Here is a 21,626-nt window from a genome sequence, read left to right on the forward strand (position 1 = left end):
CGGCCTATCGTTTACTCGGCTGGAAAGGGGCCCGTCCGGCCCGAAATCGCAACACACTCAGGAGCCCCAATGCGATCAGGGCAAGGCTGTTGGGTTCTGGCACAGCAGCCATCGCGGAACGAGGTCCCTGCTCATACGCTCCCGTTTGGAGTGCGGCAACCAAATCACTCGTCCCAAAATCCAGATCACCGTCCCAGTCGCCTTCCGCCCACCCCGAGTTGTGCGGTATGTCGTCTTCGTATTCGGCTGCGGACAACGCCAAAATCAGATCTCCGGTCCCAAACTGTCCATCAAGATTTCCGTCGCCAAGATAGGTGTAGGCAAGCTGTTCGACCCAAATCGTGCGATCTTGATGATCGACGAAACTGTCTGCATTTAAATCGAACTCGGCTAGATGACTTGCCGTGTTTACCGCTTGAGTCAACAGATCGATGTCGGTCGCATCGAGTTCCCCATCATGGTTGAAATCCCCTTCAAGTCCCGCAACGGTAAACAAGTAAGCAGCGCCCGCATTCAGCGTAGTGTCGTCGTCCTGGGGGGCTCCAATAAAAACGCTATTCTCCGAGAGCGAAACGGAGACACCAAAAGCATCTCGGAACTCGATATCGGTAGGCACGAACTTTTGAGTCTGCTGTCCCGTTTCCGCATCAAAAAGATAGGCGGCGCCCAGCACACTGTTTAAGCCACTGGCTCCGACCAAAGCTGCCCCCGCCTGAATGTCGACGGATGCCCCAAAATCGTCCCCCACCTGGGACTCTTCTGGCTCCAACTTGGCAAGCTGCTGTCCCGTCGATACATCAAACAGATAAGCAGCCCCGAATCCAGAGCCGCCGTTCGGTGCGCCGATCACAGCCACATTTCCATCAATGGCGACATCAAATCCGAATTCGTCACCACCAAATCCATCAATCGGTTGCAATTTATGAAGCTGCTGGCCCGTGGCTACATCAAAGACGTAGGCAAAGCCCGGAACGAATCCGAGAGTCTCAAAATTCCCTGGAGCACCCACCACCGCAAATTGCTCACTCACAGCAACATCGGCACCAAATTCCGCCCCATTGAGTGGATCCGCAGCGGTCAGCTTCTGTAACTGCAGCCCCGAATCCAAATCAAACAGATAGGCCGCGCCTTGTCCCTGCCCGAGATTCGGAGCGCCAATAATGGCCAACTCATCAATTGCATTAATACCAAACCCAAATTCATCACCGGCAAAACTGTCATCCGACGTGAGCCTCATTAACTCCGTCCCCGTGTTCACATCGAACAGATAAGCTGCCCCTGGAATCTTCGTGCTGGCAAAAGGATTTCCCGGATCTCCGACAAGCACTGAATTGCCCGTCACTTTGGCATTAAAACCAAATAGATCGTCCACTCCCGATACGGAAGGGGTCAACGTATGAGTTGGTTGTCCCGTATTGACGTCGAACAAATAGCCTTTGCCTGGCTTGGAGGCTTGTGCCGGTGCGCCGGTGAAAGCCACACCACCGTCGATCGATGCTGAAAAACCCAGCAGACCATTACGTTCGGCGTCAACCTTTGTGAACTTTTGCTCGCTTGCGAAACTGGTCGCAGAACCAACCAACAAACAAACTACCAACAAACCGAAACAACAACGGTTGATCATCATCACTTTCCATCCACTTGAATTATCCGCAAAATGCCGCCAAAATCAGCTCCCAGGCCAACTCAAGACGTTGCATCCTACCACCCTGGGCGTGACGGCTGGGCGCGGAGATGCCTTCAAAACGGACTTTCATCGTACGAGTTTCTACGACTTTGTAAAACGAAATTGTTCGCGTGTTACGAAATAGATACACTTGCGAAAGAGGGAGCGACGCGAGACTCCCTTTATCCTAATTCAGACGCATTTTTTTGCCACTCATTAGTTCCAGGCAGATAACTTCTGAAGGCCTGCTCTCACAGGCAAAAGCGGAAGAAATCAGCGTTGAACAAGGGCCGCAAGCCATTCTTTCGTGACCAATTCGGTCAGCCGAAAGCCATGGCGAGAAGGTATCAAACACAAGGGAATTGGCTCGATAAAATAGGCCTGTTGATCAGCGGGGACGGGAATCACATCCAAATCATTTGCTCGAGCAATCCGCATGGCACGTGGCATGTGGAAGGCGGAGGTCAATAAGCCAACGCGCGGCATTGGCTCCTGCGTCAACAACGTGCGGAGATTCTTCATTTCTTCAAACGTGTTACGCCCATCTAATTGCAACATCGCGTCACTCGGAATCCCCAATTCCTGCCAAATCAGCGCTGCCGATCCGGCAACGGTCGTCACCTGGCCCGCTTCCCATTCATAGGCCCGCCCCGAGGACGCTAATCGTCCAACCTTCCCCGCATAATAGAGCCGCGCTGCAAGAATCACCCGATCGCCGGCTAGACTTAGCCAGACATCGCCGTCCGCATTCGATCGGGTCCCGCCCCCCAGAACGACCAGCAAATCAAATGGCTCGACCCCTTTCATATCGACGCGATCAAACTGCCCCTCTAAACGCTGGGCCATGAATACTCCGGTGTACGAAGCTCCAGTCGTCCAGTAGAACAAAAACAGTCCAAGCATTGGCACGCTCACCCGTTTGGGCTGCGTCAAGCATGAAAAGTAGGTCAAAACCAACATCCCAAGCCAAACAAGCCCGCAGGGCAGACAAAGTTGAGTCGCAATTTTTTCAACAAAATGACGACCGTGCAGCCACCAGCAAACGCCAAGCACAACGACTGCAACCGTCGCCAGCACACCGAGGTGGAAACCAATTCGAAGACGCTTTTGATCACCCATTTCGTTTTTTCGTCCGTGCCTGTTGCCTACCGAGACAAACCACCGCTCTGACTAGCACCATCACATCGATCGCCCTTAAAAGACGCCAGCCCCTGGCGAGCTCTGGAACATGAATACCCTCGCTCTCGAAACCTCCGTACAGCCCGGCAGTATCGCACTCCTGCGCGAGAATGTCACGATCTACCAAACTACTTTTCCGCTTAATCAAAAAACCACTCAGAGCTTCGCTGTTCAAATTCAGTCTGCTTTAGCCGAAGCCAGCCTAACGGCAGAGCAAATCGACTTGTTCACTGTCTGCCAGGGCCCCGGTTCCTTTACCGGGTTACGAATTGGTGTCACCGCCGCCAAAACTTTCGCCTACGCGGCGAATTGCCAAGTATTGGGGATTGATTCCTTGGAAGTCATCGCACACCAGGCTCCCGTCACGGGCGAACTTAAAGTTGTGATGGACGCACAGCGAAAACAACTATTCCAAGCAACTTTTCGCTGCAGCGAAAACCATCTGTCGCGCCTCAGCGAAACCACCATTGAGGATGCCGATGTGTGGCTCGCCAACTTGACCGAAACGGATCAAGTTACAGGTCCAGGTCTGAACACGCTCCAATCTCGGCTACCCGCCACAACCCGAGTGATTGATTCAGCCTGCTGGGCCCCTACCGCTCTCGCCTTGGCGAAAATCGCAAACCAACAATTCGCGGCAGGAAAACGGCAAGACTTCTGGAAATTGGTACCGCTTTATTACCGCAAGAGTGCAGCCGAGGAAAAGGTCGAGAAACCGGAGTGATCACGACCAAGCACTATTTCCAGCCGGCCCTTATGTCTGGAAACCGGTCATCGTTTCCTGAGCCGCATCGATTGTACGCTGGATGTCCTCATGGGAATGCGCTGCTGAGACAAATAGAGCTTCAAACTGACTGCAAGGCATATAGACGCCTCGATCCGCCAATCCCCAAAAGTACTTGCCAAACCGAGCCGTGTCGGATTGACTCGACACATCCCAATCAGTGACCGGTTCCGGATTAAAGAACAAGGTCATCATACTGCCAACACGAGTCAGAGAATGCGGAAGATCCGCAGCCTCAGCAGCGGCAGTCAAGCCTTGAGCCAGTCGTGCTGAGATTTCCTCGAGATACTCGTAGGGCGGTCGTGCACGCAACTCGCTGAGCGTCGCAATTCCAGCCGCCGTAGCGATCGGGTTTCCGCTCAGAGTCCCCGCTTGAAACACCTTGCCGGCAGGCAAGACGTGATTCATGACATCTGCCCGGCCGCCGTAAGCGCCCAGAGGCAATCCACCACCCACAATTTTCCCAAGCGTTGTCAGATCGGGTTCGATCTTCTGCAGCGACTGGGCCCCGCCATAGGCAACACGAAAGCCCGTCATCACTTCATCGTAGATCAGCAAAGCGCCGTGTTCGTGGGTAAGATCTCGTAATTGCTTCAAGAAATCAGGGGTTGGGATCACGCACCCCATATTCCCCACCACCGGTTCGAGAATCACTGCGGCGATTTGATCTTTGTGCTGCTGAAAAAGTCCGGCAAGCGCTTCCTGATCGTTATAACGCAAGACCAGGGTATCCTGAGTCGTACCCGCGGTTACTCCGGGTGAGTTGGGCACCGAAAGGGTCGCCGCAGCGCTACCCGCAGCCACCAACAAACTGTCCACATGACCATGGTAGTTCCCGGCAAATTTGACAATCAGATCTCTTCCGGTGAACCCCCTTGCCACGCGGATTGCGCTCATGGTTGCCTCGGTACCCGAGTTCACCAGTCTGACCTTTTGAATGGACGACACCGCATCAACAATCAGTTGCGCGAGTACGTTTTCAGCTTCTGTGGGCGCACCAAAACTTGTCCCACGCCCCACACTATCCTGCACGGCGGCAATCACGGTGGGATGAGCATGCCCCAGAATCATCGGTCCCCAAGAGCCGATGTAGTCGATGTATTTGTTCGCATCCACGTCATACAGGTACGCACCTTCCCCACGCTCGATGACAATCGGCTCGCCGCCCACCGCGCCAAAAGCGCGAGCCGGACTGTTCACTCCGCCAGGCATGAGTTTTTGGGCAGCAGCAAAAATCTGGTGACTTCGTTCGTGGTTCATCGTGTCTTGACACTTCTGCGAGAGTTAAAAAAAGCAGGCACCCCTAGGAATTGTTGTCGACCAAGCGGATCTGACAACTCACTCCGATAGCCATTTGGCCACGTCTTTTGCCCAATAAGTCAAAATAATCGAGGCGCCCGCTCGGTGAATCGCCAACAACGATTCGATCGCGGTTGTCCGTTCATCCAGCCAGCCGTTCTGGGCAGCCGCCTTAATCATGCTGTATTCACCAGACACGTTGTAAGCCGCGAGCGGCACGCCAGGAAATGCGTCTCGAACCTGGCGGATGATATCCAAGTAGGCCATCGCCGGTTTGACCATGACCATGTCGGCTCCTTCATTCAAGTCAAGCTGCACTTCACGTAAGGCTTGACCAGAATCTGCCGCCGGATCCATCTGATAAGTTTTACGATTCCCAAACTGGGGCGCACTGTCAGCAGCATCCCGAAAAGGTCCATAGAAAGCACTGCAATACTTGGCCGCGTAACTAAGAATCGGAAGCTCAGAAAATCGGCCACCGTCCAACGCAGCACGAATCGCCTGCACCATGCCATCCATCATCCCGCTGGGTGCAACCAAATCAACTCCGGCGCGCGCGTGAGTCAATGCTTGCTCACCAAGATTCTTCAAAGTCAAATCGTTGTCCACATCAAATCGCTCCCCATCTTTTCGAATCACCCCGCAATGACCATGGTCGGTGTACTCGCAAAAACAGACGTCCGAAATGACGAGCAGATCCGGTGCCACTCTTTTGCACTCACGAATCGCTGCCTGAATGATGCCATCGTCGGAACAGGCATCGGAACCTTGCGGATCCTTGTCCGCGGGTATACCAAACAGGATCACACCCCCTATCCCAAGCTGCTGAACCTCATCCAGTTCCTTGGCCAGGTGATCGATGGTAATTTGGGCATGGCCGGGCATCGAGACGATTGGCTGCACCACCGACTCACCAGCTCGCACAAACAGGGGCAAGATAAACCGACCTGGATCGAGACGAGTCTGTTGCACCAAAGCGCGCAACTGGTCGTTGTACCGCAGGCGACGTAGACGAGAAACGGGAAAGTTGCTTGAGTTGAACATGCCGTCGTTATAACGGACGGACCGCCATTTCAAAAGCGGCAGTCTGAACAACGTAGGTCGCCCAACTCAATCGCCAACCCAAGCAACAGAATCCGGTCACGAATTCAATCACTTCCGATCATCAAAAAACCGGCTCCAACACAGTCCCCACCGGTCCGATCGCTAACGCGAATCCGACCAACTCAGCTCATGGCGTACGAATTAAGGGAATCATTTGCAGCCTCGGGCAACAAACATCATACTCCACCTCACCGAATTCATTTCAACAGATCACGGATAATGGAACGTCCCTCGATCAAGAAACTGAAGTCATGGAGATGGTAAAACGCCCGCTAAGCATGTGTGAGTTTTGGACTCTTTGCTTTTGCTTTTTAATCACCAGCCGAATGGTTGTGGCGGCAGAACGGGTGCAGCTCTCGACGGAAAGCTGCGATAAATTCGCGCCGATCAGCAAAGAAGTCGATTGCATTTACGGGAATGTGTGTATTGCGAAACGATCTGATCGTTGCTGTCATCGCAGAGCCACTCGCCGAGCGAAACGCCAACATGACAGTCCGTCAGGTCGGAGGGGCCGTGATCGACTTGACTGTGCGAAACGCCTCCAACGAGCAACGAAGTGCCTTCTATTCGGGTGGAAGAAGACGAACTTTTGAGATCGCCGAAAACGAGCAAAAGGCGGCCCATCGACGCAACGCCTGAGGCGCGGTGAACGAATCGCGAGTTGACCTAATCAAACAGGTTCACCAATTCAACCATTTAAAAGCTGAAGGTAGAAAACTCGCTGTACTTTTTACGCCTGCCGAAGGGACCGAACTTTTGTCAAATTCCTACAGACATCTACCTCGCAACTGCAATCAAGCATTACAAATCGGACAGTACGCCATCGATTTCTGTCGAAACAACGGCGGCAACCCGGCGTCAAGCGTCTTTGAACGCACCGAACTGTTCCATCTTGACAGTGTTGCCTGCGGACTCTCGGCCTTGTCGTGGGGCGCCAATGCGCCCACCGTTCTACGAACAGAAGCGCTTCAGTATCCCCGTACCGATGATTGGGGAGTCCCTTGCTTTGGATCGAAACAGCGGTTGCAACCCGAAAAGGCAATTGTGGCAAACTGCGCAGCCGTTCGTGAATGGGATTCCAACGGTACGAATTTTGGTTTCAACCCGGCACGAAATGCAACGCGAGGCGAATTCGGGCATAACGATTTTTACCCCGTTGCCGTCGCTGGAGCCCAGATCGGCCAATGGGACGGCGTCCAAACCGTTCGAGCCATGATTTGCCATGATGAAATTCGAGGACGGCTGGCGGAAGTATTCGGCTTAAAGGATTACAAGATCGATCATGTCGTGCATGGCGGAATCGCTTCGGCCGCTGTCTTCGGCGCCCTGGTCGGAGCAACGGCAGCCCAGATCGAATCAGCCATCGGCATGCTGGTAGCTCACTACGTTCCTTTTCGCGCCATTCGAGCCGGGCACCAACTGTCGGATTCCAAAGGCGCGTCAGCCGCTTTGACCAGCGAAATGGCAGTGTTGAGCGTAAGCAGATCAATGAACGGCTTTGTGGGACCGGCAGATATCTTCCGCAATCCTCAGGCGTTGTTCTGTCTTTTCGAACCACCGTCCACCCCAACTGAAAGCCCTTTTGAGCTTTGCTTGGCAATGGACGGAGACGACTTCGCTATCATGGGGATGCACTTCAAGATCGGTCTCTACGAGCACCAATCGGCAGGAGCCATTCAAGGGCTCATCGACTTGCTACAACGATCTCCTAATCTGCATCAAGACCTCGAAAAAATCAAACAAATCCGGATCCGCATCTACGAACCCGCCTTCAGCATCATCGGCGATCCCGCAAAAAGAGATCCTCGCACCCGGCAATCCGCCGATCATTCCATGATCTACATCATCGCAACGGTGTTGCGGAAAGCACACCAATTGGCAACGGCTAATTGGCTGGATCTGATGTTGATGCCAGACGACTACAGCGATGCGGCCCTCCATGATCCACTCACTCGCCGTATCATGGACCGCATCAATTTCGAACACGGGGGTGATTCGTTCGACCAAGCCTATCCGGATGGAATTCCAACATCGATTGAAATCACGACTCACGATGGACAACAAAGCTCGTCAGGCATGGTGATGTATCCCGAGGGACACGCGAGACGAGGCAGCGATCAGCTACGGTCACTTCTCGAACGCAAGTTCAACAATTTGGCGGGCAAGGCAGTGCTGAACTACGATGAATTTAGAGCTCGTTTTGACTCGCTCTCTCAACAGTCAGCCGATGCCATCCAGCAGCTCTACGATTTCGATATCGCACCTGCCAACGAACCGAATAGAAGCTAACTGAGCTGAAAATATTTCGTTCGATGCGCAACAGAAAAGCGGAACGTCAAAACACGCTCCGCTCTTGATTACACCGAGTTGAATCAATTTCCTCAGCGAATGGTGGCTGTCGCCATCACCGTTCCGGCGAATCCAGCTCCAAGATCGGTCTCAATCTGGATTTGCTCCGAAATCTTACCCGGCTCGTCCGTTGCCGTGAATCGAACAGGAATCAAATGCAGCTGTTTGGCTTCTTCCGACGGGACAAATTCAAAACAGTCGTCCTCGCAATCAACCTTCGTGATTCGAAACGGCTTCTTGCTGCGGACAACGATATTCTTGGTCACCGTCTGCCCTGGTCCCAACACGCCCAAGGAAAGGGCCGCGGGACTGACCGTCAAGGGAGACGCAACCATCCCTTCCACACGCAGCGGAATTTGTTGCGATTGCCGATCATTCGTCACTAGAATCATTTCGTCGTTAAAATAACCAACCGGTGTATCGGGCTTCAGTCGAACCTTCAATTCGTATCCAACCCGACCATTAACTCGCTGTGTCTCGACAGGTTCGACGACCAAATTGGTATTTGAACTGCGGATATCAACAATTTCCCAGTCGCTTCGGCCCGCGTAGTTCACGTTAACTTGACGCTCAGCCTTCTCACCAAAACCAACGGAATCAAAGTTCACTGTGCCTGGATCAAACACGACATCGCCACGGATGTGCCCCTTGATCGCCAGTTGAACTTCCGCAAAGTAAGGCTTATCGATCGTGACGGTCACGGTTGCCGTGCGACGTCCCAAGAAGGAGTGCGTGTTGAATTTGACGTGAACTTCACCCTTTTCCCATGTATCAAGGGATCGCTTCTCAATCGTGGGAGTGATACAACCACAGCTGGCTCGAATACCTGCAATGTGGATTGTTTCTTTGTAGATATTTTTGAATTCAAAGACATAATCCGATTTCGCCGCTCGAGCGACGGTGCCAAAATCATGGTCGGCCGTCTTGAACATTTTCCGCGCCCACTCCTGGGCACAGATCGGACTACAAAGGCAGACAAGAATCGGAACGACAATCAAGTTGCGTGGCACGAAATCCCCCCTTTCAAACTCGGACGCGAAATGCTTCACGCTGAGTACTAAAACGTGCACGATGTGACAGATACGATGCGGATTGGCCGTCTCGTGTAACACACGAATCTTAGACCACAGATCAAGGGCAAACCGATTTCCAACCAATGTCCAACATGCACGGTACTACGGATTATTCGGCTCAATTCCATCGCGGAAACAGAGCCTTTCTTTGAGACGCAACCTCTCAGGAAAATCCTGCCCGAGTGATCGTTAAACTTTCACCATTGTTACGTTGGCGGAAAAAAAAATCGATTGGCTAGACCATTTTTTCTCATGAAGCGAGATGCCATGTCCGAGACCCAACCTCGAATTTTTTTGCTATTTTTTTTTGGTGCGTTGACGACAGTGACCATCGCTTCGTCCATTGCCTGCGGTCAGGGCTCCGAACGGGGCTCCGCCGAACAGGGGGCAGCCTCGGCTGAAAAGCCACCAATTGGGGCGAAACAGCCGGCATTACCGGCTGCCCCAGCGATCGCGAACCCTTTCCAACGCCAAATTGCCATTCCAGACCTCCCCTCTGATTTGACCTGGTTCAACACGACAGAAGCTCGGCAACTGCAGGATTTCAAAGGCAAATTTGTGCTCATCGATTTTTGGACCTATTGCTGCATCAACTGCATTCACATCCTGCCGGAATTAAAAAAACTCGAACAAGCATTCAGTAGACAGCTGGTCGTTGTGGGAGTCCATTCGGCCAAATTCGATACCGAGCGAGCAGATGACAATCTGCGTGAAGCGATCCTACGGTACGAAATTGAACACCCAGTCGTAAATGACCCGCAACTGGAAGTCTGGCGGACGTTTGGAGCCAACAGCTGGCCAACCATCCTGCTAATCGACCCCAACGGCAAGGCGGTCTTTATGCGAAGCGGGGAATTTCAATTCGAACAAATGCAGGCCGTTCTCAATGCGGCAATCCCCTACTACCGCCAACAGGGCTCTTTGGATGAAACCCCTTTGCGATTTGATCAGCTGTCGAAAAAGCAGCCGAAGCGAACGTTGAGCTTTCCTGGCAAAGTGTTGGCCAATGAAAAGACCCAACAACTGTTTATCGCCGACAGCAATCACAACCGAATTATCGTCACCGATCTCGAGGGTCGTTCTCCGCTGATCATCGGCAGCGGCAAACAGGGACGAACGGATGGTGATTTTGGCCAGGCCGAGTTTCACCATCCGCAGGGACTTGCCTTCGATGGCGAACAGAATCTGTACGTGGCCGACACCGAAAACCATCTGATCCGCCACGTCGACTTAACGCAGAAAACGGTCAGGACAATCGCTGGCATGGGGATTCAAGGACGAAACGCATGGCCAGGCTGGACTGGGGATCCCAATCAAAAGCCCGAATCGGGACGATGGGTGGGTGCACCGCTGGAAACGGCGCTCAATAGCCCGTGGGCACTTTGGATTCACGATCATCATCTCATGATTGCCATGGCCGGTAGCCATCAGCTTTGGCGGATGCCATTGAAGGGTGACACCATCGGACCCTACGCTGGGAATGGGCGGGAAGATATTGTCGATGGTCCTCGCTTGCCAGTTACCCCTTACGGACTCAATGCATCCTCCTTCGCGCAACCCAGCGGCCTTGCCTCCGACGGTCGACGACTTTTTGTCGCTGACAGTGAGGGAAGTGCCATCCGCGTTCTCCCGTTCGACCCGACACGGCCCGTTTCGACACTGATCGGCCCGTCACAATTGCCTGCCAATCGACTGTTCGAATTTGGAGACATTGACGGCAAACTAAGCTCCGGAAAACTGCAACATGCAATCGGAATCGCCTATGGAGATCAAAAACTGTTCGTCGCCGATACCTACAACAATAAAGTAAAAGTGATTGATTTGTCGGAAGCGACGATCTCCACACTGACGAACCCTGCTGATAACGACCAACCATTTTTGTTCAACGAACCGGCAGGCCTCTCATTCGCTGCCGGAAAGCTCTATGTGGCCGACACGAATAACCATCGAATTCGCGTCCTGAATCTGTTGGAGCCGAGCCAGATCCAAGATCTGAAGATTTCGGGCCTCTCTCCTCCGACCGTTGCCGATCTGCCACAACCTCCGGCCGACTGGGGAACTCGCATTCCGTTGCCCGATCTGACGGTTGGAACGGGAGAGCTCAAACTCCAGATTCAATTGCCGCTTGCCCCGACTGCTAAGGTCAACCAAGATTTCCCAATCGACCTGGTGGTGAGCCTTTCATCCGCTGACGAGCTGAGTCTGCAAACAAAAGGGACGCCACAGCTGGTCGATCCGAAGCTGATCGAAGTTGCAATCGGGGTAAAGGGAGTAGGCTCGGCAAAGCTCAAAGTCGACCTAACCTACGGTTATTGTGAACAGCAGGGAGATCGGCTGGGAGTCTGTAAATTGGCCCGGCTGATCGGCCACGGCAAGCTTCACAGTCAAGCCGGTAGCAGCCAATCCGTGTTGCGACTCGACTTCGCGCCTCCCGCGTCGGATTGATTAACGCAAGACGGCCCATTTCAGCAAAGGACGGTCGGGACGGTCCATTTCCTGTCAGGACTGTCCATTTACAAGAGACTCGCCTTTCCGCTAGAATGCTGGATTCCCTGTACCCCCCGCCGGTGGTGGGTGGTCATGCAAATTCCCACGACTGCTGAGCTCTTGCAAACCTTGGCACCAATCGCTGCGACACGGTCATGTTTGAATCCCTCCAAGACGGTCTGACATCTGCGCTCAAATCACTGCGCGGAAAAGGCAAGTTGACCGAGGGTAACATGCGCGATGGTCTGCAGTTGATTGAACAATCGCTGCTGGAAGCGGATGTCAGCTACGACGTGGCCAAGGAATTTATGGAGCGAGTGAGTGCGGCAGCACTTGGCCAAAAGGTCTTAACCGCCCTCGACCCGTCCCAACAGCTGGTAGGAATCGTTCACGACGAACTGGTTCAGTTAATGGGACCGGTGGACATTTCGCTGAATTTGAAGTCCGGTGGAACGACCATCCTGATGATGTGCGGCCTCCAAGGCTCGGGAAAGACAACAACCTGCGGAAAACTTGCACGCCTATTGCAGAAAGAGGGTCGCAAACCGATGTTGGCTGCGGCTGACCTGCAACGTCCGGCCGCCATCGATCAATTGCATGTAATTGGTGAGCAATTAGGGGTTCCGGTCCATTCGCAGCGAGACGAGAAGGATCCGGTCAAGGTTTGCCGCGAAGCGGTCAAGGCAGCGAAGTCCCAAGACGTGGATGTCCTCATTCTTGATACGGCGGGTCGGCTCGCCATTGATCAAGAATTGATGGACCAGTTAACTCATATCGATCGACAGGTCGGCCCCGACCAAGCATTGTTGGTCGTCGATGGGATGACGGGACAAGACGCAGTTAACAGTGCAAAAGCGTTTAATGAAGCACTCGAACTCGATGGGGTGATTCTGACGAAGCTTGATGGAGACGCACGCGGTGGTGCTGTCTTGTCCGTCAAACACGTCACCGGAGTCCCGATCAAATTCATCGGTACGGGTGAACAACTCGAATCGCTGGAACCGTTTCGTCCGGAAGGCATGGCCGGTCGAATTCTCGGGATGGGCGACGTGGTCGAGATGGTTCGCACCGCCCAACAGGAACTCGATCAAGAAAAACTGGCCGAGACCGAAGAACGCTTGCGAAAAGGCGAGTTCACACTGGACGACTTTCGCCAACAATTGTCCCAACTCTCGCGTCCTGGCTTGATGCAAAAGATGATGACCTTGATGCCAGGCATGGGCGACCTGGGCAAAATGATGAATCAAACGGATACAGAAGGTGACATGAAGCGTCTGTTCGGCATCATCGATTCGATGACCCCCGAAGAACGCCGCAGCCCCAAATCGATCGACAGCAGTCGTCGGCAGCGAATTGCCGCCGGTTCCGGGGTGCAACATCAGGAAGTTAATGAACTGCTAAAGCAGTTCGATGGAATGGCCTCCATCATGAAAAGCATGTCCGGCAAAGGGGTCGGAGATCGCATGAAGATGGTCCGCGAACTACAAAAAGGCGGGATGATGGATCCCGGCGGCCGACTGTCCAAACAGAAAAAAGGGACTGGCAAGCGGCTCAGCAATAAAGAACGAGCCAAACTACGTCAGCAACGAGAGAAAGAATTACGTCGTCGGAAACGACGAACAAAATGATATTCAGGTTGTTCACACAGCAGATTTTCACGTGAGGTTTCAGGAGATTTTGAAGTGTCTGTACGTATTCGCCTAAAACGCATGGGTCGCACACACCGACCGTTCTATCGAGTGTGCGCCATCGAGAAACGAGCACCCCGTGATGGTCGTGTGATCGAGGAACTGGGCTATTATGATCCCATGATCCGCGAGACAGATGCCCGCGCCATCCTTCAGTCGGACCGGATTGATTACTGGCTCGGTGTTGGAGCTCAGCCTTCTGATCGGGTCAAAGTCCTGATCAAGAAGTATGGAACCAATGGCACACACCTTGAACAGCAGCGGGTTGCCTTGGAAAAACTAAAGATCAAACCCGCTGCACCTGCACCAGTGGCAGTGCCTCTCGCGAGCGAGGAAGCGCCGGCAGAAGAAGCCGCAGTCGCCGAGGCGCCCGCTGCAGAAGCAGCCGCGGAAAAAAAGACGGAAGATTCGGCCGAGTAACCCCTTGAGTTAATCTCGCCATGCGTTTCGATGTGGTGACTTTGTTTCCAGAAATGTTTCCCGGTTACCTGGGACAAAGTCTGCTCAACAAAGCAATTGAGCTGAGATTGGTTGAAGTAAAACTGCATAACCTAAGAGATTGGTCCAAAGACAAACATCACAACGTGGATGACCGGCCATTTGGCGGAGGCCCGGGGATGGTGCTCAAGGTCGACACGGTCGTGGAATGTGTCGAGGAAGTTCAATCCCAACAACCTGAAAAAGCTCACGTGGTCATGCTGACGCCCCAAGGACGCCGGCTTGATCAACGACTTGTAGAAGAGTTGTCGACAAAATCACAACTGATTCTGCTTTGCGGAAGATACGAAGGATTTGACCAACGCGTGGTCGACATCCTCCAACCTGACGAGATTTCGATCGGCGACTTCGTCCTCAATGGAGGGGAAGTGGCCGCAATGGTCCTGATCGATGCCCTGGTCCGAATGGTACCAGGCGTCCTGGGACACGAACAAAGTAATCAAGACGATTCGTTTTCAACAGGAAACCGACTACTAGAATTCGCACAATACACGCGACCACGAGACTATCGAGGGCACTCAGTACCCGAGATCCTGTTGAGTGGTGACCATGAGCGAATCGCTAAGTGGCGTAAACAACAAAGCCTCGAACGCACGCGACACCGCCGAGCGGATCTCCTTGAGAATCCGCCGACCGAACGACCGGACGATCGAGACACCGACTAACATCGATTCGAAGATGAAGGACGTTGCCATGAATAAACAAGAACTGATCAATTTGGTCGATAAGGGTAGCCTGAAGGAAAAGCCACCCGAGTTTGATATCGGCGACACGGTGGATGTTCACACCAAAATCCTGGAAGGCGAAAAGGAGCGGATCCAGGTCTTCACCGGAACCGTGATTGCCCGAGCCGGTTCAGGCATGAATGAAACGTTCACGATCCGACGAATCGTCGCAGGCGAAGGCGTAGAACGAAAATTCCCCATCAACTCGCCGCGAATCGACAAGGTCGAGGTCAAACGCTCAAGCGTCGTCCGTCGAGCCAAGCTCTACTTTCTCCGCGACCGAATCGGTAAAGCCGTTCGCCTCAAAGAACGACGACGCAACTAAGCTCCGGCGACTGCCAGCTAATCGGCGAAACTCCATCGACCCGCCACGGGTCGATGGCTGTGTTCCCATCCTTTTGGTTCCCATCCTTTTGGTTCCCAGCATTCCGAAGTTTGGAATGCGGTCTCTTAGGCCGGACCTCTCTGAATTCCGCTCCGCGGCGGAACAAATTTTCTGCCCAGCAACCGGCCAACCAATCAGGTGGTTCGGCCCGACCATCTTTTCACAGTAGCGTCAACGGCCATCGTATTCCGTTCACGAGTAGAGCGAGTTTGTCCCAGAAGGCTCAAAGGCGTTAATGACATGCGTGATCTCAGGGCGCCGCTGACCTTTTGGCCACACGAGACCCATCACATCAAAACGCGATGAGTATTCCAACAAATCATAACGCTTCAGATAAGACAGAGAGATTCTCGACAACCTACGCTGCTTTTCCAGCGTCACCGCCTCGAGTGGAGCACGCCGGTCCGTTCCACGCCGCGTCTTCACCTCAATGAACACCACCGTACGCTGATGGACTGCCACAATGTCAATTTCACCGTAGCGATTCGCGTATCTCTGCTCAATAATTTGATAACCACGACACCGCAAATAATTCGCGGCAATCCGTTCACCTCGCTCACCTAGCGGTCGTGGCTTGAACCAGGGAAACAGGCGGCGGGCAGTGCACCACGCCTGCTTCCAGCGATGACGAAGGTGATCGTAAAACATTTCGCCCATTCCTTGGTTCGACGCGCAAGAAAAAACGCCGCCCAGCTCCTGGCGGCGTTCATCAGTGAATTCAAATCAATCGGGCCCGAACGACGGGAACCGGTTCGACGCCGTTAATCATCCCAGTCACCGGGAATCACAAAGCCATCGTTAATCGACGAAAGTGCTTGAAAGACATTCTTGTCCACATCATAGGGAACCCATTGGGCACGTCCGTCGAGAAAGACAAAACAAGCGTCATTCCCGCGCGGGCTGCCAAATTTGTAGACCGATTCCTCTTCCTTACTGTCCGGAAACGGCAGTTGAGTCGACGTGCCCAGATTAGAAAAGCGGACCGTCGTAAAGAGGCTGTCTCCAGCCAAGCCAGCCTGATCATTGACTCCCGAGCCTGATCCCATTGGTCCAATCCAACGATCACCAACGCAAAGCGTGTTGCTCAACCCATCTCGAACGGCTGCGGTCGACACAGCCTGTGCGGCGTGAAAGGGGCCAGAAAACTTTGGATCGAAATCTTGATCATACGGATAGAGGGTGGACGGACTCGGCCGTTGGCTGGGCAAACGAACCGGTTGGCGTCTGTCATCAACAATGGTCCCGCCGTTGACGGCATAGTCCAGCGAGGAACCGGCGCGGTTCGCACTCTTTGCGTAAGTCCGATCGCCGCGCGCATCGCGCGACCGCGGATTCGCATAGACAGAGATCGGCGTCCCCATCGCAATCTGATTCTCGGGGGCAAAACAGGCTTTCGAATCATCGTATCGGTCGTAGATGTTTCCCAATTCGAGATAGGGAAGTATCTGAAACGCCCAAGACACCGACTTGGTTAGATCATTCGGGTCCTCGACACTCCGTTTCACCAACGCAGGCAGCTTTCTCTTGCTCTCTTCGTGCAGCAGAATCGCTGTACCAATGTTCCGCAGGTTATTCGTATTTTCAACGCGACGTGCCGAATCACGCACAGCCCCCACAGCGGGTAGCAGAATACTCACCAAGACACCGATGATCGCAATCACAACCAACAGCTCAACCAGCGTGAAAGCGGCCAGCTGTTGGCGCTTACCTCTAACCACAACATGAATCATTCGAGCCTCCTTCGTATTCTGATGCAATTCCCTTGAATTGCTGCCTCAGCCCTCGTTCCACATTCAAATCACTTGGTGACAGGATGGCCCTGCTGGCATAAAACGCCACCCATTTATCATGACAGATGACCATCCACCCGTCCACTAGAATCAGCCTAAATCAGCTGGTTCCACGCCCCCAAATGACAATTCCCGCGAGGTTTTCCTACTCAGAGCAAGTTCCGAATCAACGCCCCAAAGTCGGTCTAGCCCACCCGCCGAACGCCGTCTTCGACTAATCGCATCGAAAGCCGTTTGGCCGGTGACTCCCTCCTCTGGCAGTTGCATTGAAAACTGGTCACCGCACCGGATGTCCTTTCCCGATGATGACATTGGGGACATTCCCAGGTCCGACGCAAATCGTATTTCAATCGTTCGTAGGGCCCCTTCATCAGCAACTATCCTCTGCCTCGCCTTGCCAACCTACCAACCACCCCGATCAATCCGATCAAAGCTAGATGCCCAGACATCGGCTCGGGAACCCAGACGTTTTTTCTCCGCCCCGCAAAAGCGACTTCAGCCAAGCTGAGGTAATCTGGATCCCCCAGGTTACTGTGAATTCGCAACTCGACGAATCGAACGCAGTCCGGAAACGGCAGGATAAGGCAATCGCCAAAAGCTGCAAAACGCCTGATCGGCTCCGCGCTTACCGCAGCCATTTGCTCGAGTCCGTTAGTAAGCGTACCAACTTCCAAACCATTCTCGTCGCGCATGATGATATCGAACTGATCGATACCCCGTTCCACACCATTTTCGCTCGGCGGTTGCCAAATCCACATCTCGCTTACGAGAAAATTGTCACCTAAGTCGAATTCTATCGAGAGCGGATAGTCGGTTGGTTCGATCTCATATTCCCAGCTCGTATCCGGATTAGAATCGTGTTCGGCAAAGAGCGGATTTCGGTGATTTAACCCGGCCCCATTGTAAAGGTTCGGATCACCCGAAATCGTCTCACCATGATGAACAATCGTTGATGAAATCGGACGAATCATTTGATAGGGTCCGATCTCCGGATCCCGAATCACGCCAGCTTCGGCAGAAAGTAAACCCCAGTGGTTTACCAGTAACAAAAGACACACACACATCCCTTGGTGTAACATTCAGGCCCTCCTTGACTCGCACTGTTTCCAACGCGACTTCGACTCGTTCCCTCAGTCCATGGCTCCTCGTTCCTCACGAAGATGGGAGTCGATTCCTTACATTCCTGTTATCATTGGCGTCAAATCGATGTTCGGGAACTGCCTTGTTGACGTAGTCTTCACTGTCGACAAGCTGACCATAATCGCCCTAAACAATCAACCAGAAAGTGCACCGCAGACCAACCAGGAAATTTAGGTAAGGCAGGGCACCACAAGACATCTATTCGGCAAGCCGTGAAATGACTGCATCGGCAAAGCCATCCGTTGATCGCTGACCGCCCAGATCGCGTGTCGTGTCACCCGCCGCCAAAGCTTGACTATAAGCGTGCTTGATGCGATCGGCGGCCTGCGTGCAGCGAGCGTCCGCCCGCTCGACACCGATGTAATTGAGCATCATGACGGCCGACATGAGCAAGGCGAGCGGATTTGCCACCCCCTCTCCCGCGATATCAGGAGCGGACCCATGAACGGCTTCAAAGACGGCTCGCTCTTCACCGATATTGGCACCTGGCGCCACCCCAAGCCCTCCGACCAAGCCGGCACAGAGGTCGCTGACAACATCTCCGTAGAGATTCTCGAGTAGCAGCACATCGAACTGAGAGGGGTCCTGCACAAGTTTCATGCAGCCAGCATCAATGATCACCTCTTGGTACTCGATGTTGGGATAATCGCGCTGCTGCGTTTCTCTCGCGGAACGCAAAAAGAGCCCATCGGTCATTTTCATGATGTTGGCTTTGTGAAAGACAGTGATCTTTTGGCGTTGGCGTTGTGTAGCAAATCGAAAAGCCCATTTCGCAATGCGCGAGCATGCGTTTCCGGTGGCAACTTTCATGCTCATCACCACATCATCGGTAACTTGGTTTTCGACACCGCTGTAGAGGCCTTCGGTATTCTCGCGAATGATCACCAAATCAACGTTTTCGAAGCGAGTGGGAACTCCTTCAAGCGATCGGACGGGGCGAACAGCAGCAAACAAATTGAGCCGTTTTCGAAGTTGCACGTTGACGGAGGTAAAGCCTTCGCCAACGGGTGTCGTACAAGGTCCCTTGAGTGCCACGCCATGCATCTCAATCGCTTGCAAGGTAGATTCGGGCAACACGTCTTCGCCAAGTTCCAGTGCCGCCAGACCAGCCTGATGGGGCTCCCACGCAAGTGGTACATTTGCCGCAGCGAGAATCTTCATCACTGCGGTGCTGACTTCGGGACCAATACCGTCTCCCGGAAGGATGACGGCGGTGTGCGATTTGGCTGACATGATGGCCTCTTGCGTCGGGAATCAGCGCGACTCAGCAAACGTCCACGCGAGTTAGAACTCGGAATTAAACTTCTCAAACTCATCGTAGTGTTGAGGTGCCGGATTGGCGAACCGAGTGAATTCCTTCCGCCAAACCAATTCGACTTCGCCGATGGGGCCGTTTCGCTGCTTGGCGATGATAATCTCGGCTTGTCCGGCGAATTGTTCACGTTCGTCGGCCGTTCGATAGTATTCCTCACGATGCACAAACATCACGACATCTGCATCTTGCTCGATTGCGCCAGACTCCCGTAAGTGGCTAAGTCGCGGTCGATTCTCCTTGGCGACTTCTGCTTGACGGTTCAACTGAGCAAGACAGAGGAGAGGCACGCCTATTTCTCGAGCGATCCCTTTGAGTCGTCGGGCCATCTTGGCCACTTGTTCTTGCCGTGGATCCGAGGCATTGTCAGGCTCGATCAACTGCAGATAGTCGATCACAATCAACCCGAGCTTGCCCTCTCGACGTTTAATTCGTCGTGCCGAGGCAGCAATTTCGCTGACTGTTCGACTAGGAGAATCATCCACAAACAACGGAGCATCACTGAGTTCGGCGGCGGTCTCAACCAATCGTTTGCGATCCTCCTTGGAAATTGTTCCATTCCGCAGTCGCTGGCTATTTACCTCAGCAATCGAACAGAGCATACGATCGGCAAGTTCGATCGAGGACATTTCCAAGCTCACAAAAAGGACAGGTTGCGGCCCTTTCATCGCCACGTGTTCGGCGATATTCATTGCCAGCGCTGTTTTTCCCATACTCGGACGAGCGGCGAGAATAATCAGTTCGGAATTGTGCAAGCCGCCGGTCAGATTATCAAATTCGGTAAGCCCCGTTTCGACCCCGCCATCCAAATGTTCACCCTTGAGACGAGCATCAATACGATCCATTGCCTCGTGGAGAATATCGCGAATGTCGGCCAAAGACTGCGATTCGCCTCGCTCCGAAATCGAGAACACTCGTTGCTCAGCTCGACTCAATAATTCCTGGGCATTGTTTTTCGGCTCGTAAGCCTCCTGCAAGATTTCAGTGCAGGCGTTGATTAGATTGCGAGAGGTCGAATCCTGTCGGACAATATCGGCATAGTAAGCCGCATGTGCAGCTGTTGCGACGGAGTTACCAATTTTGGCGAGAAATGCGGCGCCTCCGATATTTTCGAAATCGCCCGTCCGTCGCAGTTCATCAACAAGCAGCGTGACATCGATTTTCTTTCCTGCATCGTTCATATCGACGACGTGCTCAAATAGTTTTTGATGAGCCTCATCGTAAAAATCATCAGGCCGAAGCCGCATCACGACTTCGTCACAAACGTCAGGCTTCAGCAGAATACTCCCCAACACGGCCATTTCTGCTTGCCGGTTACAGGGTGGTTGTCGATCGAGTATTTCCGAGTCGCGTTTACGAGCTCTTGGCTGATCCAGGCGTCGAACCGATGACATTTGGGTGATCCTCCGTGTATCGTCAACCCAGACAGAAAAGTAAAACAACAGGCACACTCCGTTCCTCGCCTGTCTCCAACTTGGTGGAAACGGGCGACAATCGAAGTGTGCCTGATCAGAACGAGGTTACTGGTTGGCTTTAGCCTTCGCTGTCTTCGCCCACGGCAGGAACGACCCAGACTTTCAATTCGGAAGTCACCGAAGCGTGCAGCTGAATATTGACCGTGTAGAGACCAAGCTCTTTGAGCGGGCCTTCCAACTTGACCTGGTCCGCTGACAGTGTGACTTCTTGAGACTTGAGGGCATCCACGATCTCGGCAGCTCCCACGCTACCATAAAGATGTCCTTCGTTGTTTGCATTGGCTTCGATCGTGACGCTTTGGCGAGCAATCGTATCAGCTTGGCGTTTGATACCAGCCAGCCGCGCTTGTTCAATTGCTTCTAGCTTCGCACGATGCTTCTCGACCATTCGCTTGTGATGATCTGTCGCAACGGTAGCGAGCCCTTGGGGTAGCAGGTAATTGTTCGCAAAGCCTGCTTTGACTTCGACAACGTCACCCTGGCTCCCGAGATGATCGACGGATTGAATCAGCAGGAGTTCAACACCGCCGTTGGGTCCTTGGGGCAATCGCATTTGACGACGGCTCGACTTCCGTTTTTGAATTTTGGACTGCGGCATGACGGCTGATATCTCCTGACGAATACTTATTTTTTGCTTTTGAATGTTTCTTGGCGTGAAAAAGGCTCGCGAAC

19 protein-coding genes are annotated in these 21,626 nt (G+C 53.2%); 8 read left to right on the top strand and 11 right to left on the bottom strand.

The genetic code is table 11. The annotated features are described in order from the left end of the window. Nucleotides 1-4 precede the first annotated feature (4 nt). Together P8N76_05225 and P8N76_05230 are read right to left on the bottom strand one after the other, a co-directional pair. On the bottom strand, nucleotides 5-1,627 hold the full coding sequence (locus P8N76_05225; protein MDG2381053.1) for a PEP-CTERM sorting domain-containing protein: 1,623 nt from the start codon (nucleotides 1,625-1,627) through the stop codon (nucleotides 5-7). A 312-nt stretch (nucleotides 1,628-1,939) separates the two neighbouring features. Continuing rightward, entirely contained in the window at nucleotides 1,940-2,785 is an 846-nt protein-coding gene (locus P8N76_05230) for a YdcF family protein (protein MDG2381054.1), read from the bottom strand. 109 nt (nucleotides 2,786-2,894) lie between these two features. On the opposite strand from P8N76_05230, the gene tsaB reads away from it, so the two are divergent. Continuing rightward, complete coding sequence (tsaB, locus tag P8N76_05235) at nucleotides 2,895-3,569, top strand: tRNA (adenosine(37)-N6)-threonylcarbamoyltransferase complex dimerization subunit type 1 TsaB (GenBank protein MDG2381055.1); 675 nt, start codon at nucleotides 2,895-2,897, stop codon at nucleotides 3,567-3,569. Between the two features lie 30 nt (nucleotides 3,570-3,599). Here tsaB and hemL read toward each other — a convergent pair whose 3' ends face one another. Then, nucleotides 3,600-4,889, bottom strand: coding sequence for a glutamate-1-semialdehyde 2,1-aminomutase (hemL, locus tag P8N76_05240; protein ID MDG2381056.1), 1,290 nt, complete (start codon nucleotides 4,887-4,889; stop codon nucleotides 3,600-3,602). A 78-nt stretch (nucleotides 4,890-4,967) separates the two neighbouring features. Continuing rightward, the gene (hemB, locus tag P8N76_05245; GenBank protein MDG2381057.1) at nucleotides 4,968-5,972 is read right to left on the bottom strand and encodes a porphobilinogen synthase; all 1,005 of its coding nucleotides are present in this window, start codon (nucleotides 5,970-5,972) and stop codon (nucleotides 4,968-4,970) included. A 486-nt stretch (nucleotides 5,973-6,458) separates the two neighbouring features. Between hemB and P8N76_05250 the strand changes: the two genes are divergently transcribed. Continuing rightward, a complete protein-coding gene (locus tag P8N76_05250) occupies nucleotides 6,459-6,671 on the top strand; it encodes a hypothetical protein (GenBank protein MDG2381058.1) in 213 nt (70 codons plus the stop codon). A gap of 6 nt (nucleotides 6,672-6,677) precedes the next feature. Further along, the gene (locus tag P8N76_05255; protein ID MDG2381059.1) at nucleotides 6,678-8,321 is read left to right on the top strand and encodes an MmgE/PrpD family protein; all 1,644 of its coding nucleotides are present in this window, start codon (nucleotides 6,678-6,680) and stop codon (nucleotides 8,319-8,321) included. Nucleotides 8,322-8,413: 92 nt separating this feature from the next. On the opposite strand, the gene P8N76_05260 is transcribed toward P8N76_05255, so the two are convergent. Further along, nucleotides 8,414-9,313: a DUF1573 domain-containing protein gene (locus P8N76_05260; protein ID MDG2381060.1), complete on the bottom strand. Its 900-nt coding sequence runs from the start codon at nucleotides 9,311-9,313 to the stop codon at nucleotides 8,414-8,416. A gap of 408 nt (nucleotides 9,314-9,721) precedes the next feature. Between P8N76_05260 and P8N76_05265 the strand changes: the two genes are divergently transcribed. From P8N76_05265 to rplS, 5 genes are all read left to right on the top strand, one after another. Next, nucleotides 9,722-11,899, top strand: a complete 2,178-nt coding sequence (locus P8N76_05265) for a thioredoxin-like domain-containing protein (GenBank protein MDG2381061.1) — start codon at nucleotides 9,722-9,724, stop codon at nucleotides 11,897-11,899. Between the two features lie 197 nt (nucleotides 11,900-12,096). Then, nucleotides 12,097-13,569 (top strand): signal recognition particle protein, encoded by a 1,473-nt coding sequence (gene ffh / locus P8N76_05270; protein ID MDG2381062.1) that lies wholly within the window; start codon nucleotides 12,097-12,099, stop codon nucleotides 13,567-13,569. 54 nt (nucleotides 13,570-13,623) lie between these two features. Beyond that, complete coding sequence (gene rpsP, locus P8N76_05275; GenBank protein MDG2381063.1) at nucleotides 13,624-14,049, top strand: 30S ribosomal protein S16; 426 nt, start codon at nucleotides 13,624-13,626, stop codon at nucleotides 14,047-14,049. A gap of 20 nt (nucleotides 14,050-14,069) precedes the next feature. Beyond that, nucleotides 14,070-14,792, top strand: a complete 723-nt coding sequence (gene trmD, locus P8N76_05280) for a tRNA (guanosine(37)-N1)-methyltransferase TrmD (GenBank protein ID MDG2381064.1) — start codon at nucleotides 14,070-14,072, stop codon at nucleotides 14,790-14,792. Nucleotides 14,793-14,820: 28 nt separating this feature from the next. Further along, on the top strand, nucleotides 14,821-15,177 hold the full coding sequence (gene rplS / locus P8N76_05285) for a 50S ribosomal protein L19 (GenBank protein MDG2381065.1): 357 nt from the start codon (nucleotides 14,821-14,823) through the stop codon (nucleotides 15,175-15,177). A 252-nt stretch (nucleotides 15,178-15,429) separates the two neighbouring features. On the opposite strand, the gene P8N76_05290 is transcribed toward rplS, so the two are convergent. The 6 genes from P8N76_05290 to rplI form a co-directional block, all read right to left on the bottom strand. Next, nucleotides 15,430-15,885 carry a YraN family protein gene (locus P8N76_05290; GenBank protein ID MDG2381066.1) on the bottom strand — a complete coding sequence of 152 codons (456 nt, stop codon included), beginning with the start codon at nucleotides 15,883-15,885 and terminating at the stop codon, nucleotides 15,430-15,432. Between the two features lie 113 nt (nucleotides 15,886-15,998). After that, a complete protein-coding gene (locus tag P8N76_05295) occupies nucleotides 15,999-16,967 on the bottom strand; it encodes a DUF1559 domain-containing protein (protein ID MDG2381067.1) in 969 nt (322 codons plus the stop codon). Nucleotides 16,968-17,404: 437 nt separating this feature from the next. Beyond that, the gene (locus P8N76_05300) at nucleotides 17,405-18,106 is read right to left on the bottom strand and encodes a hypothetical protein (GenBank protein MDG2381068.1); all 702 of its coding nucleotides are present in this window, start codon (nucleotides 18,104-18,106) and stop codon (nucleotides 17,405-17,407) included. Nucleotides 18,107-18,365: 259 nt separating this feature from the next. Continuing rightward, the gene (locus tag P8N76_05305) at nucleotides 18,366-19,400 is read right to left on the bottom strand and encodes an isocitrate/isopropylmalate family dehydrogenase (protein MDG2381069.1); all 1,035 of its coding nucleotides are present in this window, start codon (nucleotides 19,398-19,400) and stop codon (nucleotides 18,366-18,368) included. Between the two features lie 51 nt (nucleotides 19,401-19,451). Next, entirely contained in the window at nucleotides 19,452-20,873 is a 1,422-nt protein-coding gene (gene dnaB, locus P8N76_05310; GenBank protein MDG2381070.1) for a replicative DNA helicase, read from the bottom strand. A gap of 139 nt (nucleotides 20,874-21,012) precedes the next feature. After that, nucleotides 21,013-21,552: a 50S ribosomal protein L9 gene (gene rplI / locus P8N76_05315; GenBank protein ID MDG2381071.1), complete on the bottom strand. Its 540-nt coding sequence runs from the start codon at nucleotides 21,550-21,552 to the stop codon at nucleotides 21,013-21,015. Nucleotides 21,553-21,626 lie beyond the last annotated feature (74 nt).

The organism is Pirellulaceae bacterium, from assembly GCA_029243025.1.
Taxonomy (GTDB): Bacteria; Planctomycetota; Planctomycetia; order Pirellulales; family Pirellulaceae.